Annotated in this window: 14 protein-coding genes; 9 read left to right on the forward strand and 5 right to left on the reverse strand. The window is 67.8% G+C overall.

Going from position 1 to position 14443, the window contains the following annotated elements; genetic code table 11:
- Nucleotides 1–6: 6 nt before the first annotated feature.
- The gene (locus F792_RS0109820) at nucleotides 7–1326 is read left to right on the forward strand and encodes an MFS transporter (RefSeq protein WP_018169439.1); all 1320 of its coding nucleotides are present in this window, start codon (nucleotides 7–9) and stop codon (nucleotides 1324–1326) included.
- A gap of 29 nt (nucleotides 1327–1355) precedes the next feature.
- Here F792_RS0109820 and F792_RS0109825 read toward each other — a convergent pair whose 3' ends face one another.
- Nucleotides 1356–1814 carry a DUF6231 family protein gene (locus tag F792_RS0109825; protein WP_018169440.1) on the reverse strand — a complete coding sequence of 153 codons (459 nt, stop codon included), beginning with the start codon at nucleotides 1812–1814 and terminating at the stop codon, nucleotides 1356–1358.
- Between the two features lie 105 nt (nucleotides 1815–1919).
- On the opposite strand from F792_RS0109825, the gene F792_RS0109830 reads away from it, so the two are divergent.
- The 5 genes from F792_RS0109830 to F792_RS0109850 all read left to right on the forward strand — a co-directional run bounded on the left by F792_RS0109830 (nucleotide 1920) and on the right by F792_RS0109850 (nucleotide 7420).
- Entirely contained in the window at nucleotides 1920–2402 is a 483-nt protein-coding gene (locus F792_RS0109830; RefSeq protein ID WP_018146053.1) for a Crp/Fnr family transcriptional regulator, read from the forward strand.
- A 24-nt stretch (nucleotides 2403–2426) separates the two neighbouring features.
- Nucleotides 2427–3218 carry a YdcF family protein gene (locus tag F792_RS0109835; RefSeq protein ID WP_018169441.1) on the forward strand — a complete coding sequence of 264 codons (792 nt, stop codon included), beginning with the start codon at nucleotides 2427–2429 and terminating at the stop codon, nucleotides 3216–3218.
- Nucleotides 3218–5296 (forward strand): hypothetical protein, encoded by a 2079-nt coding sequence (locus F792_RS0109840; RefSeq protein WP_018169442.1) that lies wholly within the window; start codon nucleotides 3218–3220, stop codon nucleotides 5294–5296. The genes F792_RS0109835 and F792_RS0109840 overlap by 1 nt, the downstream gene beginning before the upstream one ends.
- A gap of 88 nt (nucleotides 5297–5384) precedes the next feature.
- The gene (locus F792_RS0109845; RefSeq protein ID WP_038084712.1) at nucleotides 5385–6014 is read left to right on the forward strand and encodes a YdbL family protein; all 630 of its coding nucleotides are present in this window, start codon (nucleotides 5385–5387) and stop codon (nucleotides 6012–6014) included.
- Between the two features lie 38 nt (nucleotides 6015–6052).
- Nucleotides 6053–7420 carry a YihY/virulence factor BrkB family protein gene (locus F792_RS0109850; RefSeq protein ID WP_018169444.1) on the forward strand — a complete coding sequence of 456 codons (1368 nt, stop codon included), beginning with the start codon at nucleotides 6053–6055 and terminating at the stop codon, nucleotides 7418–7420.
- A 19-nt stretch (nucleotides 7421–7439) separates the two neighbouring features.
- On the opposite strand, the gene F792_RS0109855 is transcribed toward F792_RS0109850, so the two are convergent.
- Complete coding sequence (locus F792_RS0109855) at nucleotides 7440–7871, reverse strand: SRPBCC family protein (RefSeq protein ID WP_018169445.1); 432 nt, start codon at nucleotides 7869–7871, stop codon at nucleotides 7440–7442.
- Between the two features lie 157 nt (nucleotides 7872–8028).
- Between F792_RS0109855 and F792_RS0109860 the strand changes: the two genes are divergently transcribed.
- Genes F792_RS0109860 through F792_RS0109870 form a run of 3 tightly spaced genes read left to right on the forward strand, consistent with a single transcriptional unit; the run spans nucleotide 8029 to nucleotide 12833 of the window.
- Nucleotides 8029–8487, forward strand: a complete 459-nt coding sequence (locus F792_RS0109860; RefSeq protein ID WP_018169446.1) for a hypothetical protein — start codon at nucleotides 8029–8031, stop codon at nucleotides 8485–8487.
- A gap of 54 nt (nucleotides 8488–8541) precedes the next feature.
- On the forward strand, nucleotides 8542–9669 hold the full coding sequence (locus tag F792_RS0109865) for an efflux RND transporter periplasmic adaptor subunit (RefSeq protein WP_018169447.1): 1128 nt from the start codon (nucleotides 8542–8544) through the stop codon (nucleotides 9667–9669).
- Nucleotides 9666–12833, forward strand: a complete 3168-nt coding sequence (locus tag F792_RS0109870; RefSeq protein WP_018169448.1) for an efflux RND transporter permease subunit — start codon at nucleotides 9666–9668, stop codon at nucleotides 12831–12833. The genes F792_RS0109865 and F792_RS0109870 overlap by 4 nt, the downstream gene beginning before the upstream one ends.
- Here the strand turns inward: F792_RS0109870 and F792_RS0109875 are convergent.
- The 3 genes from F792_RS0109875 to F792_RS0109885 all read right to left on the reverse strand — a co-directional run bounded on the left by F792_RS0109875 (nucleotide 12811) and on the right by F792_RS0109885 (nucleotide 14418).
- The gene (locus F792_RS0109875; RefSeq protein WP_018169449.1) at nucleotides 12811–13236 is read right to left on the reverse strand and encodes a DUF1841 family protein; all 426 of its coding nucleotides are present in this window, start codon (nucleotides 13234–13236) and stop codon (nucleotides 12811–12813) included. The two genes, F792_RS0109870 and F792_RS0109875, sit on opposite strands and share 23 nt — an antisense overlap.
- Nucleotides 13237–13263: 27 nt before the next feature.
- A complete protein-coding gene (gene nth, locus F792_RS0109880) occupies nucleotides 13264–13914 on the reverse strand; it encodes an endonuclease III (protein ID WP_018169450.1) in 651 nt (216 codons plus the stop codon).
- A gap of 66 nt (nucleotides 13915–13980) precedes the next feature.
- Complete coding sequence (locus tag F792_RS0109885) at nucleotides 13981–14418, reverse strand: hypothetical protein (RefSeq protein WP_018169451.1); 438 nt, start codon at nucleotides 14416–14418, stop codon at nucleotides 13981–13983.
- Nucleotides 14419–14443: the final 25 nt, after the last annotated feature.

Genomic DNA, 14443 nt, shown 5'->3' on the forward strand with positions numbered 1-14443 from the left:
CTCGCCATGACGGACCATCACAAGGCCGCGGAGGCCTATGCCCACCTGACGCACGGGATCCGGGAGAACCTCGGGCAGTTCGGTCAGCAGCTGATCCAGGTTTTCTTCGTCGGCCTGACGATCGGGATGATGCGCACGGTCGTGCCGGCCCTGGCGGAGAGCGAATTCGGGGTGGCCGAGGGCTCGTTCATGCTGCTGACCGCGTTTGTGGTCGCCTTTGGCGTGGTGAAGGGGGCGCTCAATTTTGTTGCCGGTCGCCTGTCCGAACGGCTGGGCCGCAAGACCGTCCTGATGCTGGGCTGGGTGGCGGCGATCCCGATCCCGTTCATGATTCTCTACGCGCCGTCCTGGAGCTGGATCGTGGCCGCGACCGTGCTGTTGGGCGTGAACCAGGGCCTGGCCTGGTCGATGACCCAGACGGCCAAGATGGACATCACCCGTGCCGATGAACGCGGTTTCACCATGGGGATGAACGAGTTCTCCGGCTATGTCGGGGTCGCAGTGGCGGGGATCGTGACGGGCTACATGGCTGCAGCGTTCGGTCCGCGCATGGGGCTGTTGATTTTTGGCCTGGTAGTGATCGCGCTGGCGATCGTGCTGACGGTGCTGTTTGTGCGCGAGACCTTGGACTGGGCGAAGGCCGAGGGTGCGCGGCATGCCGCGGGGCAGTCCACTGGGCCCATCCCGCGGTATTCGAAGAATATCTCCGATACGCCCAGCACCTGGGAGGTGTTCACGCTGATGTCCTGGCGCGACCGGCGCATGGCCGCGTTCAGTCAGGCGGGGCTGGTCGAGAAGTTCGTGGATGCGCTGGTGTGGGTGTTCTATCCGGTGTTCCTCTACCAGCAGGGGCTCAGCCTCGCGGCGATCGGCTGGGTGGTCGGGATCTACGGGTTTGTCTGGGGCGGATCGCAGTTCCTCACCGGCCGCCTGTCGGACCATATTGGCCGCCGGCAGCCGATTATCTGGGGCATGTGGATCTGCGGCGGCGGGGTGGCCCTGACGCTGCTGGGCGAGGGCGTGCTGTGGTGGTCGTTCGCGGCGGCGGTGACCGGTCTCGGCATGGCGCTGCTGTATCCCAACCTGAGCGCGGCAGTGGCGGATATCGCGCACCCGAACTGGCGCGGTTCGGCGATCGGGACCTACCGCTTCTGGCGGGATCTTGGCTACGGAGTGGGGGCCTTCGGGTTGGGCATCGTGGCCCATATTGGCGGGTCGGTGGTCTGGGGCTTCTGGTTCGTGGTGATCGCGATGTTTGCCTCCGGCGCCGTGGTCTGGTGGTGGGGCGAGGAGACGCATCCGCGCCTGAACCCCGACGACGATTAGGCGTATGGCGTCTCGTCCGCCGGGCGCCGCTACCAGCGGCGCTTGTCCCACATCTCCGGGTTGGCCCAGAAACGGGCGTTCAGCCAGTCGGGGGTGAGCTTGTAGTCGTACAGGCTGGTGCGATAGACCGTGTGATCCGGCGCGGCCGCCTCGGCCTCCGGGTCGTGGCGGAAACCGAGGGCGAGGAAATCGTTCAGGCCCCAGCGTTCGTCGTCCCGCCGATGCAGGATCAGCACCTCGTCGGCCCAGCGGTCGCGCAACCCGCCCAGGAGCTGCTGGCCCGTCGTGACGTCCAGTGCGCTCAGCGTATCCGGCAGCAGGACCAGCGGCACGCGCGGCCCGGGCGGGTGCTCGAGAAATGCCGCGACGCTCTCCTGCTCCACGCCCGGAGGGCTTTCCTGGCTATCCGTGTCGGCCACGAGCAGGACGGTCCGGCCGTCGCGCAGGCGCCGCGGCAGGTGGCGGCGCAGGGCATCGATGTCGATCAAGCGGTACCTCCCCGGTGGTCTTGGTCGCCCCGTCCCGGGGTCGCGTTCGTTATACTCTAATGTACTCCCACTTCTACTGCGGACCCGTCAGAAGGAAGCCTCTCCATGTCCAAGGAACTGCTGACCGAATTCCTCTCCAAACACCCGATCTCGGCGTCGCTGACGCCGGCCGAGGTCGAGATCCTTCTCGAATACCTGGAGGTGCTGGAAACCCATCACAAGCAGGTGATCGCCGATATTGGCGAGGTCGGGGAGTCGTTGTTCTTCGTCGTCAGCGGGACCGCCGCGCTGTACCACGACGACGGCAACCAGGAGATCGAGGTCGGTCGCATGCAAACCGGCGAGCTGGCCGGGTCCATGTCGTTCTTTGACCGCGTGCCCCGCGGCGTGCGCATGCGCGCCCTGAGCGACAATACCCGCCTGCTGCGCCTGTCGCGCTCCATGTACGACCGCCTGCGCGTCGAGCAGCCGTACATCGCGGTGAACCTGCTGGAGTTCGCCATCATCAGCCTGGATCACCTGATCCGCCGGGTCTCCGAGGACGTGGCGACGTACGCCCACTACCTCTATTCCCCGGGCAAGAAGTAGGGCGGATCGCAGGCGGAGAGCGCCGTGCTCGCGTCCCTGCAGACGGTTGCCGAATACCTGTTGCTGCCCCCGGGGCTTGGGATCGCGCTGACCCTGGTCGGGGTCGCCTTCTGGCGCGCCGACTGGCGCGGGGGGCGGCCGTTATTGGCGATCGGTCTGCTGGCGCTGGTGCTGCCAAGCCTGAATGTTGTTGCCCAGCCACTGGCGCACGCCATCGAGCGCGAGCTGCGCGATGCCGTGGTGGCGGTGGGGCGGGCCGATGCCATCGTGGTGCTGGGCGGCGGACGCTGGCCCGGACGCGGCGAGGACGGCGGCCGCGACGCCCTGAACCCCCAGACCCACGAGCGTTTGCGCCATGCCGCCCGGCTGCACCGCGATACCGGGCTGCCGCTGCTGGTCTCGGGCGGGCGTCCGGGCGCGTTGCCCGGGCGGCGCTCCGAGGCCGAGCTGATGGCGGCCACCCTGCAAACCGATCTGGGGGTGCCGGTGCGCTGGCTGGAGAGCACCTCGCGCAACACCTGCGAGAACGCCACGCACACCCGCCAGCGCCTGCAGCAAAGCGACGTGCAACGGGTGCTGGTGGTGACCCAGGCCCTGCACATGCCGCGTGCCCTGGCCTGCTTCGAACGTGCCGGCCTGGCGGCCGACCCGGCACCGACCGGCTTTCGCGGCCCCATGAGCGATCCACGGCGGGTCGAGGACTTCCTGCCGACCCTCGAGGCCTTGGAGACGTCGCGCTTCGCGATGCGCGAATGGCTGGCCCGCCTGGCACGGCCGCTACGCGACCGTCTGCCGGAGCGGGGCGACCCGGCCTGATGCTCGCGCTGCGCCGTGCACCGGGCTTGTATGGCGCGGCGGCCGGGCTGGTGCTCTTTCTGCTGGCGGGTGTGGCCGTGGCCGCGGATGCGGAGGCGGAGTTCGATGGCGGCATCCAGCTGGATCTGCGGATCGAATCCCTGTTGCGCGACGATCTTGACGCGCATGGCCTGCGCACCCGTGTGCAATGGACGCGCGAAGGCCTGTCCCTGGCGATCCGCGCGGATCGCGTCGAACTCCCCGAGCCCATCGGAACCCTGCAAGACCTGCGCGTGGAATGCAGTGATCTGCAGGTAAGTCGTGCCGAGGTCCGCTGCGATACGGCGCGACTCTGGGGTGATGCCGGGGATCTGCACCTGCGGGGTGCCCCGGTAGGCCTGTATTGGGGGCGCGAGACGGGCGCGCTTGCGCTGGCGGGTGCCTGGCCCGGTTGGTTCGGGGCGCAGGGTGATTTCCACGTGCGGCTGGATCCCGCCCGCGGCTGGGATGTGCGGGCCGATCTCGCGGGGATCAACCTGGCGGCCCTGGCCGGGTCGGCGCGCCTGCCAATGGATTTGCCCGTGCATCTGGGGCAGGGCACGGCGGATCTCGCGCTGCACTGGCGTGAACGCGGGCGTTCCGAGGTCACGCTGACTGTGCATGATCTCGCATTTAGCGACGATCTGGGCCTGCAGGCTGGGGAAGAACTGGACGGCCGGCTGCGCCTCGCGGGCGATGCCGACGGCTGGGATGTTGATCTGGCACTGACAGCGGGTGTGGTGTTCGTCGATCCCTGGTTTGTCGATCTGGATGCCGAAGGTCCGCTGACCCTGGACGCCCGCGGGGTGGTGGTGGACGGCGAGAGCCGAGCGGTGCGAGCGGAGTCGCTGTCACTGGATTATGGCGAGGCGGCCTCGCTGCAGGGACAGGGCCTCGCCTTCGCGCCCGAACGTGGTCTGGATGGCCAGTTCCGGGGTGAGGTCGGGGCACTTGGCGTGATCTACGAGACCGTGCTGTCGCCGTGGCTGGTGGGGACAGCCCTGGGCGAACTGGATGCCGCAGGCCGTATGAGCGGCGAGGTCGAGGTGCAAGCCTCCGAGCCGCACTACGCCCGGCTCGAATGGTCCGGGGTCGAGGCTCAGGACCGGCGTGGGCGTTTTGGTGTGAGCGGTGCGCAGGGCGAGCTGGACTGGTCCGCCACCGTGCCGGGTGGCCCCGGCCGCATCGGCTTTGATGCCGCCCATCTGTACGGCCTGCCGTTCGACGGGTTTTCCGCCCGGGTGCGTGCGCGGCCACAGGGGCTGGAATTGCTGGAGGCGACCGAGATCCCGATCCTCGATGGGGGCCTGCGGGTCGGGGCCTTCAGCGTGCAGCAGACCGAGACCGGGCCGGACGTGCAGTTTCAGGGGGGGATTCGGGCGATCAGTCTGGAGTCGCTGACCGGGGTGTTAGGCTGGCCTCGCTTCTCCGGTCAGGTGGCCGGGATGATCCCGCGGGTGCGCCTGGAGGACGGTGATCTGAACGTGGATGGGCGGCTGCTGGTCCAGGTGTTCGATGGCGAGGTGGTGCTGCGCGATGTCTATATTCACGATCTGTTCGGGTACGCACCGGAGCTCGGGCTGTCCACGCAGATCCAGCGCCTGGACCTGGAACTGGTCACGCGGGCCTTCGATATCGGCCGGATCCAGGGACGGCTGTCGGGGCACGTGAACGACCTGGTGATGGTGGACTGGTCGCCGGTGCACATGGACCTGGAGCTGATGACGCCAATGGACGATCCGGGACGGCGGCGCATCAGCCAGCGGGCGGTGGAGAACATCACCGAGCTGGGTGGCGGCCTGCAGGCGGCGGCTTCGTCGATCTTCCTGCGCGTTTTCGAGAACTTCAGCTATCGCCGCCTGGGCTTTCGCTGCGAACTGCGCGGGGACGTGTGCACGGCCTCCGGGGTGGCAGATCGCCCGGACGGCGGGTTCGTGCTGGTACAGGGCGGTGGCCTGCCGCAGATCGAGGTGATCGGCTACAACCGCCGGGTGGACTGGCCGGAACTGATCGACCGCCTGGCGCAGATTCAGGGCGGCGAGGGGCCGGTCGTGCAATGAGTCAGCCGCGGTGTTTGGTTACGGTTCAGGATGATGGTGTAGATTGGGCACATGCGGGGTTCACCCGCCCGAACAAGGGATGACAGGCATGAAGGCTTTGTGGAGTGTTCCGGGACTGGCTCTGATGTTCGCGCTGCTCGCGGGCTGCGTGACCATCAATATCTACTTCCCCACCGCAGCGGCGGAGGAGGCGGCGCGCGCCATCGTGCGGGATGCGCTGCAGGTGCCCGAGGCCGAGCCGGCACCGGAGTCCGAGTCCGGTGTGCAGCTGCCGCCGTCGGAGCCGCGCCACACGGGCACGGCGAGCGCCGCGCCGGTGCTCGTGTGGGTGCTGGAACGCCTGGTGAGCCCGGCCGCCGCGCAGAGCCCGGACCTGCAGATCGAGACCCCGGCCATTAACCGCATCCGGGCCTCGCTGCGCGAGCGGGGGCCGCAGCTGGCACCGCATTTCCGCAGCGGTGCGATCGGTTTCGGTAACAACGCGGATGTGGTGATCCGCGATCTCTCCGAGGTTCCGCTGCGCGATCGCAGCACCGTGCAGCGACTGGTCAGCGAGGAGAACTCGGATCGGGATTCGCTCTACCGCGAGATCGCCCGGGCCAATGACCGTCCGGACTGGGAACGCCAGATCCGCGAGACCTTTGCCCGCGTCTGGGTGGAAGAGGCCCCCTCGGGTTACTGGTACCAGGACGGCAACGGCCAATGGCAGCAGAAGTAACGGCGCGTGAGGGAACCCCCCATCCACGGGAGTGATGCGTGGCCAGCATAGCCTGGGCCGAGCGCCTGGATGCCCGGCGCCGCCAGTTGACCGAGCTGGTCAATGACACGGATCTGTCGGCGTTGCCGCGCTGGAAGGCAGTCCCGCTCGGGATGGTACGCGGTGTCTTCGCGCTGGTGCGCGAGGTCTCCGAGGGGCAGCTGACGCTGCGCGCGATGAGCCTGGTGTTCACCACCCTGTTGTCGATGGTGCCGCTGCTGGCGCTGTCATTCTCGGTGCTCAAGGCCTTTGGTGCCCACAACGCGGTGGAACCATTCTTGCTGGGCGTGCTCGAGCCGCTGGGCGAGCAGGGGGTGGAGATTGCCCACAATGTGCTCGAGTTTGTCGACAATATGCGCGTGGGCGTGCTCGGCTTCGTGGGTCTGCTGTTCCTGGTCTACACGGTCATCGCACTGGTGCAGAAGATCGAGCTGGCCTTCAACGCCATCTGGCGGGTGGAGAACAACCGCAGCCTGGCCCAGCGCTTCTCCAACTACCTGTCGGTGATTCTGATCGGTCCGGTTCTGGTGGTCTCCGCACTGGGGGTGACCGCTACCGTGATGTCGTCGGCGGCGATGCAGACGGTCGCCGGGATCGGGCCCGTCGGCATGCTGATCACCGAGATCTCGCGGCTGGTGCCCTATCTCCTGATCATCGCCGCCTTTGCCTTTATCTATGTGTTTGTGCCGAACACCCGGGTGAAGGTGATCCCGGCGCTGCTGGGGGCCGTGGTGGCCGGGTTGCTGTGGCAGAGCGTTGGCTGGGTGTTCGCCAACATGGTGGCGGGTTCGACCCGCTATGCGGCGATCTACTCCAGCTTCGCGATCATGATCATGCTGCTGATCTGGCTCTATCTCGCCTGGCTGATCCTGCTGATCGGGGCGAACGTCGCCTTCTTCGTGCAGCACCCGGAATACATGAACGTGCGGGGTATCCGCCTGCGCTTGTCCGGCGCGGGGCGCGAGCGCATGGGCCTGCACCTGATGCAGCAGGTCGGACAGCGCTTCCATGACGGGCATCCGGCGCCGACGCTGGACGAGGTCGCCGCGGCGCTGGCCGTCCCGGGCAATGCCCTGGGAGGCTCCGCGCGCCGGCTGGAGGAGGCCGGGCTGTTGCTGAAGGCGGGCGAGGACGGGCAGCAGCTGGTCCCGGCGCGGGATCTCGACGCCATCCGTGTGGACGAGATCCTGGAGGCCCTGCGCGCGGACACCGACGACCGCGCGATCCGCCGCTTGCGTGGCAGTGCGGCGGTGGAGCGGACCCTGAAGGACGTCGATGTGGCGCGGCGGGAGCGTCTGGATGGACGCACCCTGCGCGATCTATTGAACGAGGCTGCCGGCGATTCCGGGGCGGTGGAAACCGCCTGACGGCTGGCCTGTAGGGCCGTCAGGCGCGTGGCGCCTGGGCGTCCAGGCGCTGCTGGGCGCGGTCCATCAGCTGCTCCGATACGCGCTCCACCAGCGATTGGGCCACGCGTCGCACGGCGGCATCCAGGATCGGATTCAGCTTGTACTCCAGTTCGAAGTCCACCCGCGTATGGCCCTCGCCATCAGGGGTCAGCCGGTAACTGCCGCGATTGTGAATCCCGCGGATGGAGCGCCAGGCGAAGTGTTCGGGGGCGATGGCGCTGCAGACTTCGACGTCGAAGCCCATGCGCATGCCGGCGGCGCGAATGGTCCAGCGGTAGCAGTCATCGCCCAGCCGCTCGATATGTTCCACGTGGTCGCACAGGTCCACGAAATTGGGGACGTGGCTCAGGAGCTCGAAGACCCGATCCGGCTCGGCGCGCAGGGAGGTGGAGTGGCTGATCGTTCGCATGGCGGATTCGTCTTCGATGGCGGCTCTTTGGACTAAGAGCCTGGCGCGGGTTCGGGGTTCCACGCAAGCGTGGGTCGGATCCGCTTCCACCGGCTTGTCGCATCCGGGGTGGGGGCCTACGATGTTTGCTTATGCTGGCGACCCCCGGATGCCCTTTATGTCCACCGCGCAACAATGTCCCGAACTCGACTTCCTGCAACGATTCGAGGCCGGGTCCACCGGCATCCTATACTGGGAGCAGCTGGACCAACTGTGGGAGCGTCTGCGCGAGCGCGCGGACGCCGGATGGTACGTCTATGCGGTGGGCGACGATGTCCCGGATCAGCCGGTGCCGGAGGAGACCTTCTGGCGTTTCGTCGACGAAGTCGACGCCCTCTTGCGGCGTGATCACGACGAGGATTACTGCGGGATCGTGTACGTCGATGACCGCGAGCATCCGGAGTTCGTGAAGATCTTCGATCCCAACAACCTCGGCTCCAGCTGCGGCTCCTCCGGGCTCCGGGTCCTGCCGGGCTGGGTCGTGTCGCGGGTGCCGCCGGTGGATCTCGAGGTCGCGGTGCCCCCCACCGGCAGTCGCCGGCGCTGGTGGCAGCGGCTGTTCGGTGGTGCACAGTGAGACCCGGGGCCGGGTTCTTGGTGCAGTTCGTCCGGGCGCGGCTGGAAGCGTAGCGTGAGCGGGTCTGTCTGGCAGGGCCTGCGCGCTCAGTCCCGGTTGTTCATCGCCCTGGGCATTATGGTGCTCGTGGTGGTCTGGATCGTCTCCGGGATGCTCGGGCGCGAGACGGAGGAGGCGCCGCGGGCAAGCGATCCCCAGCCCATGGCGGTGGCGGTAACGGAGCTCACGGCCGAGCCGGTAGAGCGTTTGCTGGTGCTGCAAGGGCGGGTGGAACCGGATCTGCGAGTAATGGTGCGGGCGGAGACCGAAGGCCAGGTCGCGGAATGGGCCGTGGCCCGCGGGGCGCGGGTGGATGTGGGGGATGAACTCGCGAACCTGCGCATGGATGATCGCGAGGCGCGGCGGCGGCAGGCGATTGCCCGGTTGCGCGGGGCGGAGAGCGAATACGAGGCGGCCCAGCGCCTGCACGACCAGGGCCATGTCTCGCGTACCCAACTGGAGGCCCGCGAGGCGGAGCGCGAGGCCGCACGGGCCGAGCTCGAGGCGATCGAGCTGGACATCCGCAACACGCGGATCGTCGCACCCGTCGCGGGCATCGTGAATCAGCGCCTGGCGGATCGCGGCGACTTCGTCAGTCGCGGCGACCCGGTGGCGGAGGTGGTCGACAACGACCCGCTCCTGGCGGTGGTGCATGTCCCCCAGCACCAGATCGGGCGGGTCGAGCCGGGCCAGCCGGCGCGGATCCGTTTCCTTGATCGACGGCGTGCCGAGGGCGAGGTGCGGTTCGTTTCGCGCGTGGCCGAATCGGGCACGCAGACCTTTCGCGTCGAGATTGCCGTGCCGAACCCGGACGAGGCACTGCCGTCGGGTATCAGTGCCGGCGTCGAGATCCCGACCGCCGTGGTGCAGGCGCACAAGCTGTCCCCGGCCTGGATGGGGCTGGATGACGCCGGGCGTGTGGGCGTGAAGACGGTCGACGCGGCGGATCGGGTGGTGTTCCACGCCGTGGAGGTGATCCGGGCCGCGGCCGATGGCGTTTGGGTGACCGGCCTGCCCGAACAGGCACGGGTGATCACCATCGGCCACGGTTTCGTAACGGATGGCGAGCCGGTGCGCCCGCAAGCGGCGCAGGTGGACCCCGGGGCGTCGGTGCCGGAATCGGTGGACGGGGCGGCGCCGTGAGGTCCCTGATCGCCTGGGCGGTGGCACATGCCCGGACGGTACTGCTTTTTCTTCTGTTGATCCTGGTGCTGGGGGCGACCGCCTACCACATCGTGCCCAAGGAGGCGGCACCGGAGATCGATGTCCCGATCTTCTTTGTCTCGGTGCCGTATCCCGGGGTCAGCCCGGAAGACGCCGAGCGCTTGATGCTGCGGCCGCTGGAGCGCGAGCTGCAGGCACTGCCCGGGGTGGACGAGATGCAGTCCTGGGCGGGCGAGGGCTTTGCCCTGGTGCGTCTGGACTTCGAGCCGGGCTGGGACAATCGCCAGGCGTTGTCGGACCTGCGCGAGGAGGTCGACCAGGTGCGCCCCGAGCTGCCGGCGGGTGCGGAGGAGCCGAGCGTCTCCGAGGTCGATCTGTCGCTGTTTCCGGTGCTGACGCTGAATCTCTCCGGGCCGCTGGACGAGCGGGCGCTGGTGCGCCTGGCGCGCGAGCTGCGCGACCGGGTCGAGGCGATCCCCGGGGTGCTGGAGGCGGATGTCGGCGGGGATCGCGAGGAGCAGATGGAGGTCCTGGTCGATCCGCTGGTGCTGGAGACCTATGAACTGTCCTTCAGCGAACTGACCCGCGCGATCGAGCGCAACAACCGGCTGGTGGCGGCCGGCGCGCTGGACACCGGGGCCGGACGTATTCCGCTGCGCGTGCCGGGCACCATTGATGATGTCGACGACGTGCTGGACACCGCGATCCGCGTGGAGGGCGATGCGGTGGTGCGGGTGCGCGATGTCGCGGAGGTGCGTCAGACCTACCGCGACCCCGAGGGTTTCACCCGCATCGATGGTCAGCCTTCGGTTTCGCTGGAGATCCGCAAGGCCTCGGAGGCTAATATCCTCGAGGTCGTGGCCGCTGCCCGGGCGACCATTGAGGCCGCCCGGGCCGACTGGCCGGAAGCGGTGGAGGTGACCTACCTGCAGGACATGGCGCGGGATGTAGGCGACCTGCTGGGGGACCTGGAGAACAGCGTGATAACCGCGATGCTGATCGTGGCGCTGGTGATCCTGGCGATGATGGGGGCGCGGGCGGCGCTGCTGGTGGGAATGGCGATTCCCGGGGCCTTCCTCGGCGGCATCCTGGTGATCTACCTGATGGGTTTCACACTGAACGTGGTGGTGCTGTTCGGCCTGATCCTGGTCGTGGGCATGCTGGTGGACGGTGCCGTGGTGGTCGTGGAGCTGGCGGATCGCTATGTGGCCGAGGGCATGGCGCGGGCGGATGCATTCCGCGCGGCCGCCCAGCGCATGGCCTGGCCCATCACAACGGCCATTGGGACCACGCTGGCGGTGTTCGCGCCCATGCTGCTGTGGCCCGGCATGGTCGGCGAGTTCATCGTCTACCTGCCGGCCACCGTGATCGTGACCCTGATCGCCTCGCTGGCGATGGCACTGGTCTTTATCCCGGCGCTGGGTGCCGTGATCGGGCAGAGCCGGCCGATCAACGCCGCGCAGACGCGCTACGTGCGCGCGGCGGAGGAGGGACGCTACGACGAACTGCAGGGGATTACGCGCGCCTATATCCACCTGCTGCAATCCCTAGTGCGGCATCCCGGCTGGACGCTGGCGGGGACGGTCGCGGTGGTCGTGGTGGCCTACGCGCTGTATGCCACGCAGGGCCGGGGCGTGGAGTTCTTCCCGCAGGTCGAGCCTGACTTCGTGCAGGTCCAGGTGCAGGCACGCGGCGATCTCTCGGTATGGGAGGCGGATGCCCTGGTCCGCCAGGTGGAGGGCACTCTGCACGGCGTACCCGAGATCCGCCACGTCTACGCGCGCACCATCGGGACCCAGCTAGGTCGTCTGCAGGGCGACTATGCCGAGGACGTGATCGGGGTCATTCAGCTGGAGCTGATTGGCTGGCGGCAGCGGCCACCGGCTTCGGCCATCATCGAAGACCTGCGCCGTCGGACCGCGGACCTGCCGGGGATTCGCCTGCAGTTCAGGGCCCAGGAACGTGGACCGAGCGAGGGTCGCCCGATCGTGGTCGAGGCCGCCAGTGCCGATCCCGACCGGATCCCACCCGTGATCCGGCAGCTGCGCGCCGAGGTGGACGCCCTCGGCGGGTTCGTGGACGTGACCGACGACCTGCCCCTGCCCGGGGTGGAGCTGGAGGTGCGCTTTGACCGTGAACAGGCGGCTCGCTTCGGGGTTGATGTCCCGCTGCTGGGCGAGGGCGTGCAACTGGTCACCAGCGGGATCTTGCTGGGAACCTACCGTCCGGACTACAGCGACGAGGAGGTTGATATCCGCTTGCGCTTGCCGGCCGCGCAGCGCCATCTTCAGCAGCTGGCGGGCCTGAACCTGCCGGGGGCCACCGGGCTGGTGCCGCTGGCCCATTTCGCCGAGTTGGTGCCGGTGCCGGCGACCGGCCTGATCAAGCGCCGCGATGGCCATCGTGCGTACACCCTGGAGGCGGATGCGGCCCCCGGCTATCTGGTAGACGAGCGCCAGCGTGCGCTCGAAGGCCGGATGGCCGACATGGAGCTGGACGCCGAGGTGCAGCTGCGCTTTCGCGGTCAGGCCGAGGAGCAGGCCGAGGCCACGAACTTCCTGCTGGGGGCGTTCGGACTGTCGCTGTTCCTGATGCTCGCGATGATGGTGACCCAGTTCAATCGCTTCTCCCAGGCCTTTCTGGTGCTCTCGGCCATCGTGTTTTCCACCGCCGGGGTGCTGCTGGCGTTGCTGCTGCGCGGGGAGCCCTTCGGCATCGTGATGAGCGGGATCGGTGTGCTGGCGCTGGCGGGGATCGTGGTGAACAACAACATCGTGCTGATCGATACCTACAACGAGCAGCGCAGGCTTGGGCTGGATGCGATGGAGGCGGCCCTGCGCGCGGCCGCGCAGCGGATGCGGCCGGTGCTGTTGACGGCGATCACGACCATCCTCGGCCTGTTGCCGATGGTGCTGGCGTGGACGGTGGACTTTTCCGGCAGGGACTTCTACGTCGGCGCGCCGGTCACAGGGTTCTGGGTCCAGCTGGCGACGGCCATCGCCGGAGGGCTGTTGTTTGCGACTCCGCTGACCCTGCTGTTCACGCCCGCCATGCTGGTATTGCTGGACCGGTGGGGTCTGGACCGACGGCCGGTATCGGTGGGCGGGTCGGGTTCCGCGGTCAGCGGCTCGCCAGGCGCTTGATGCACTCGAGGTAGGCATTCTCGTCCGGCGCGGCGTTGCTGCGCTGGGCTTCCCACAGGACCTGGCCCAGGCACTCCATCATCCGGTGCTCGGCATCCATGACGCCAAAGCGGGCGCAAAGCCCCTGGTGCAGCTGGCGGGTCCCGGCCGGGCGGTCGGTGCGCGCCTGGTCGCGCAGGCTCAGGTGCATGGCCATGTGCAGGAACGGGTTGGAGGTGCCGAGCTCCGGCGGGAACTCGCCGGTCAGCGCGGTCTCGCGGTCCTTCAGGTAGTCGTGGTACTCGGGGTGGTCCGAGATCACGTCCACCAGTTGCTGTTCCAGATCAGACAGGGCCTCGCCGGCCTGGGCCTTTTGCCAGGCGTCGACGAACTGGGTGCGGATCTGGTCGCGGTTGCCGTACATGGGGTGTCCTCGGGGTATTGGTGGTGGTCAGGCGCCACGGGTCGGGGGCGGCGTCTTCGCCTTGTATTCGCACAGATCCTCGATCGGGCAGCGCCAGCACTCCGGCTTGCGCGCCTTGCAGACGTAGCGCCCGTGCAGGATCAGCCAGTGGTGGGCGTCCTGCAAGTAGGCCTTCGGGGTCAGGCGCATCAGGCGCTTTTCCACCTCCAGCACGGTCTTGCCCGGGGCCAGGCCGGTGCGGTTGGCGACCCGGAAGATGTGGGTGTCCACCGCGATGGTGGGGACGCCGAAGGCGGTGTTGAGGATCACGTTCGCGGTCTTGCGACCAACCCCCGGTAGGGCTTCCAGCGATTCGCGATCACGCGGGACCTCGCCCCCGTGGCGCTCCACCAGCAGGCGGCAGGTCTTCATCACGTTCTCGGCCTTGGCGTTGTACAGGCCGATGGTCTTGATGTGTTCCTTGAGACCGTCCAGGCCCAGCTCGAGGATGGCCTCGGGGGTGTTCGCCACCGGGTAGAGACGGCGGGTGGCCTTGTTGACGCCGACATCCGTGGCCTGGGCCGACAGGATGACCGCGATCAAGAGTTCAAAGGGGGTGTCGTAGTCGAGCTCGGTCGTCGGCTCGGGGTTCGCCGCCTTCAGGCGTTCGAAGATGGCTTCTCGCTTCGCGGCGTTCATGGATGCGGGGGCTCCAAACAAACCGGCCCCGCTTCGCGGGGCCGGCAACTCGCGTAGTGGCGTTGCTCAGACGTGGCGGAAATGGCCAATATCCGGCGCGGCGTCGCGCGGGTTGGACTCGGCTTCCTTCTCCAGGTCCTTGATCAGCTTGGCGTGCTTCTCTTCGATGTCGTGCATCGCCTTTTCGTCCATCTTCGGGAAGATGACGTCACGGATGAACGAACCCAGCTCGTCCAGGCAGCTCGGCCAGTACTTGTCGTTCAAGTGGAACGCATGGTGGGCATGGGTGCCCATCGGGTAGCTGTCGAACTTGCGGATCATGGTGTAGGACAGGTCGCTGTCCTTCTCGACAAAGTCCTTGGCGAAGTCGTACCACCACTTGTAGTACTTCTCCTGGAGCTCGTCGTTGAACCCGTGGTTCTCGAAAAAGGCGGCGATCGTGCCGCGCGGGGCGAGGCCGTAGCGCGTGCCGCGCTTGCCAGCAAACGGGAAGTGTCCAGCCATGCCAATCTCCTGGGACGTTTGAATG

It is taken from the genome of Thioalkalivibrio sp. ALMg9 (assembly GCF_000380625.1).
Classification (GTDB): domain Bacteria; phylum Pseudomonadota; class Gammaproteobacteria; order Ectothiorhodospirales; family Ectothiorhodospiraceae; genus Thioalkalivibrio; species Thioalkalivibrio versutus.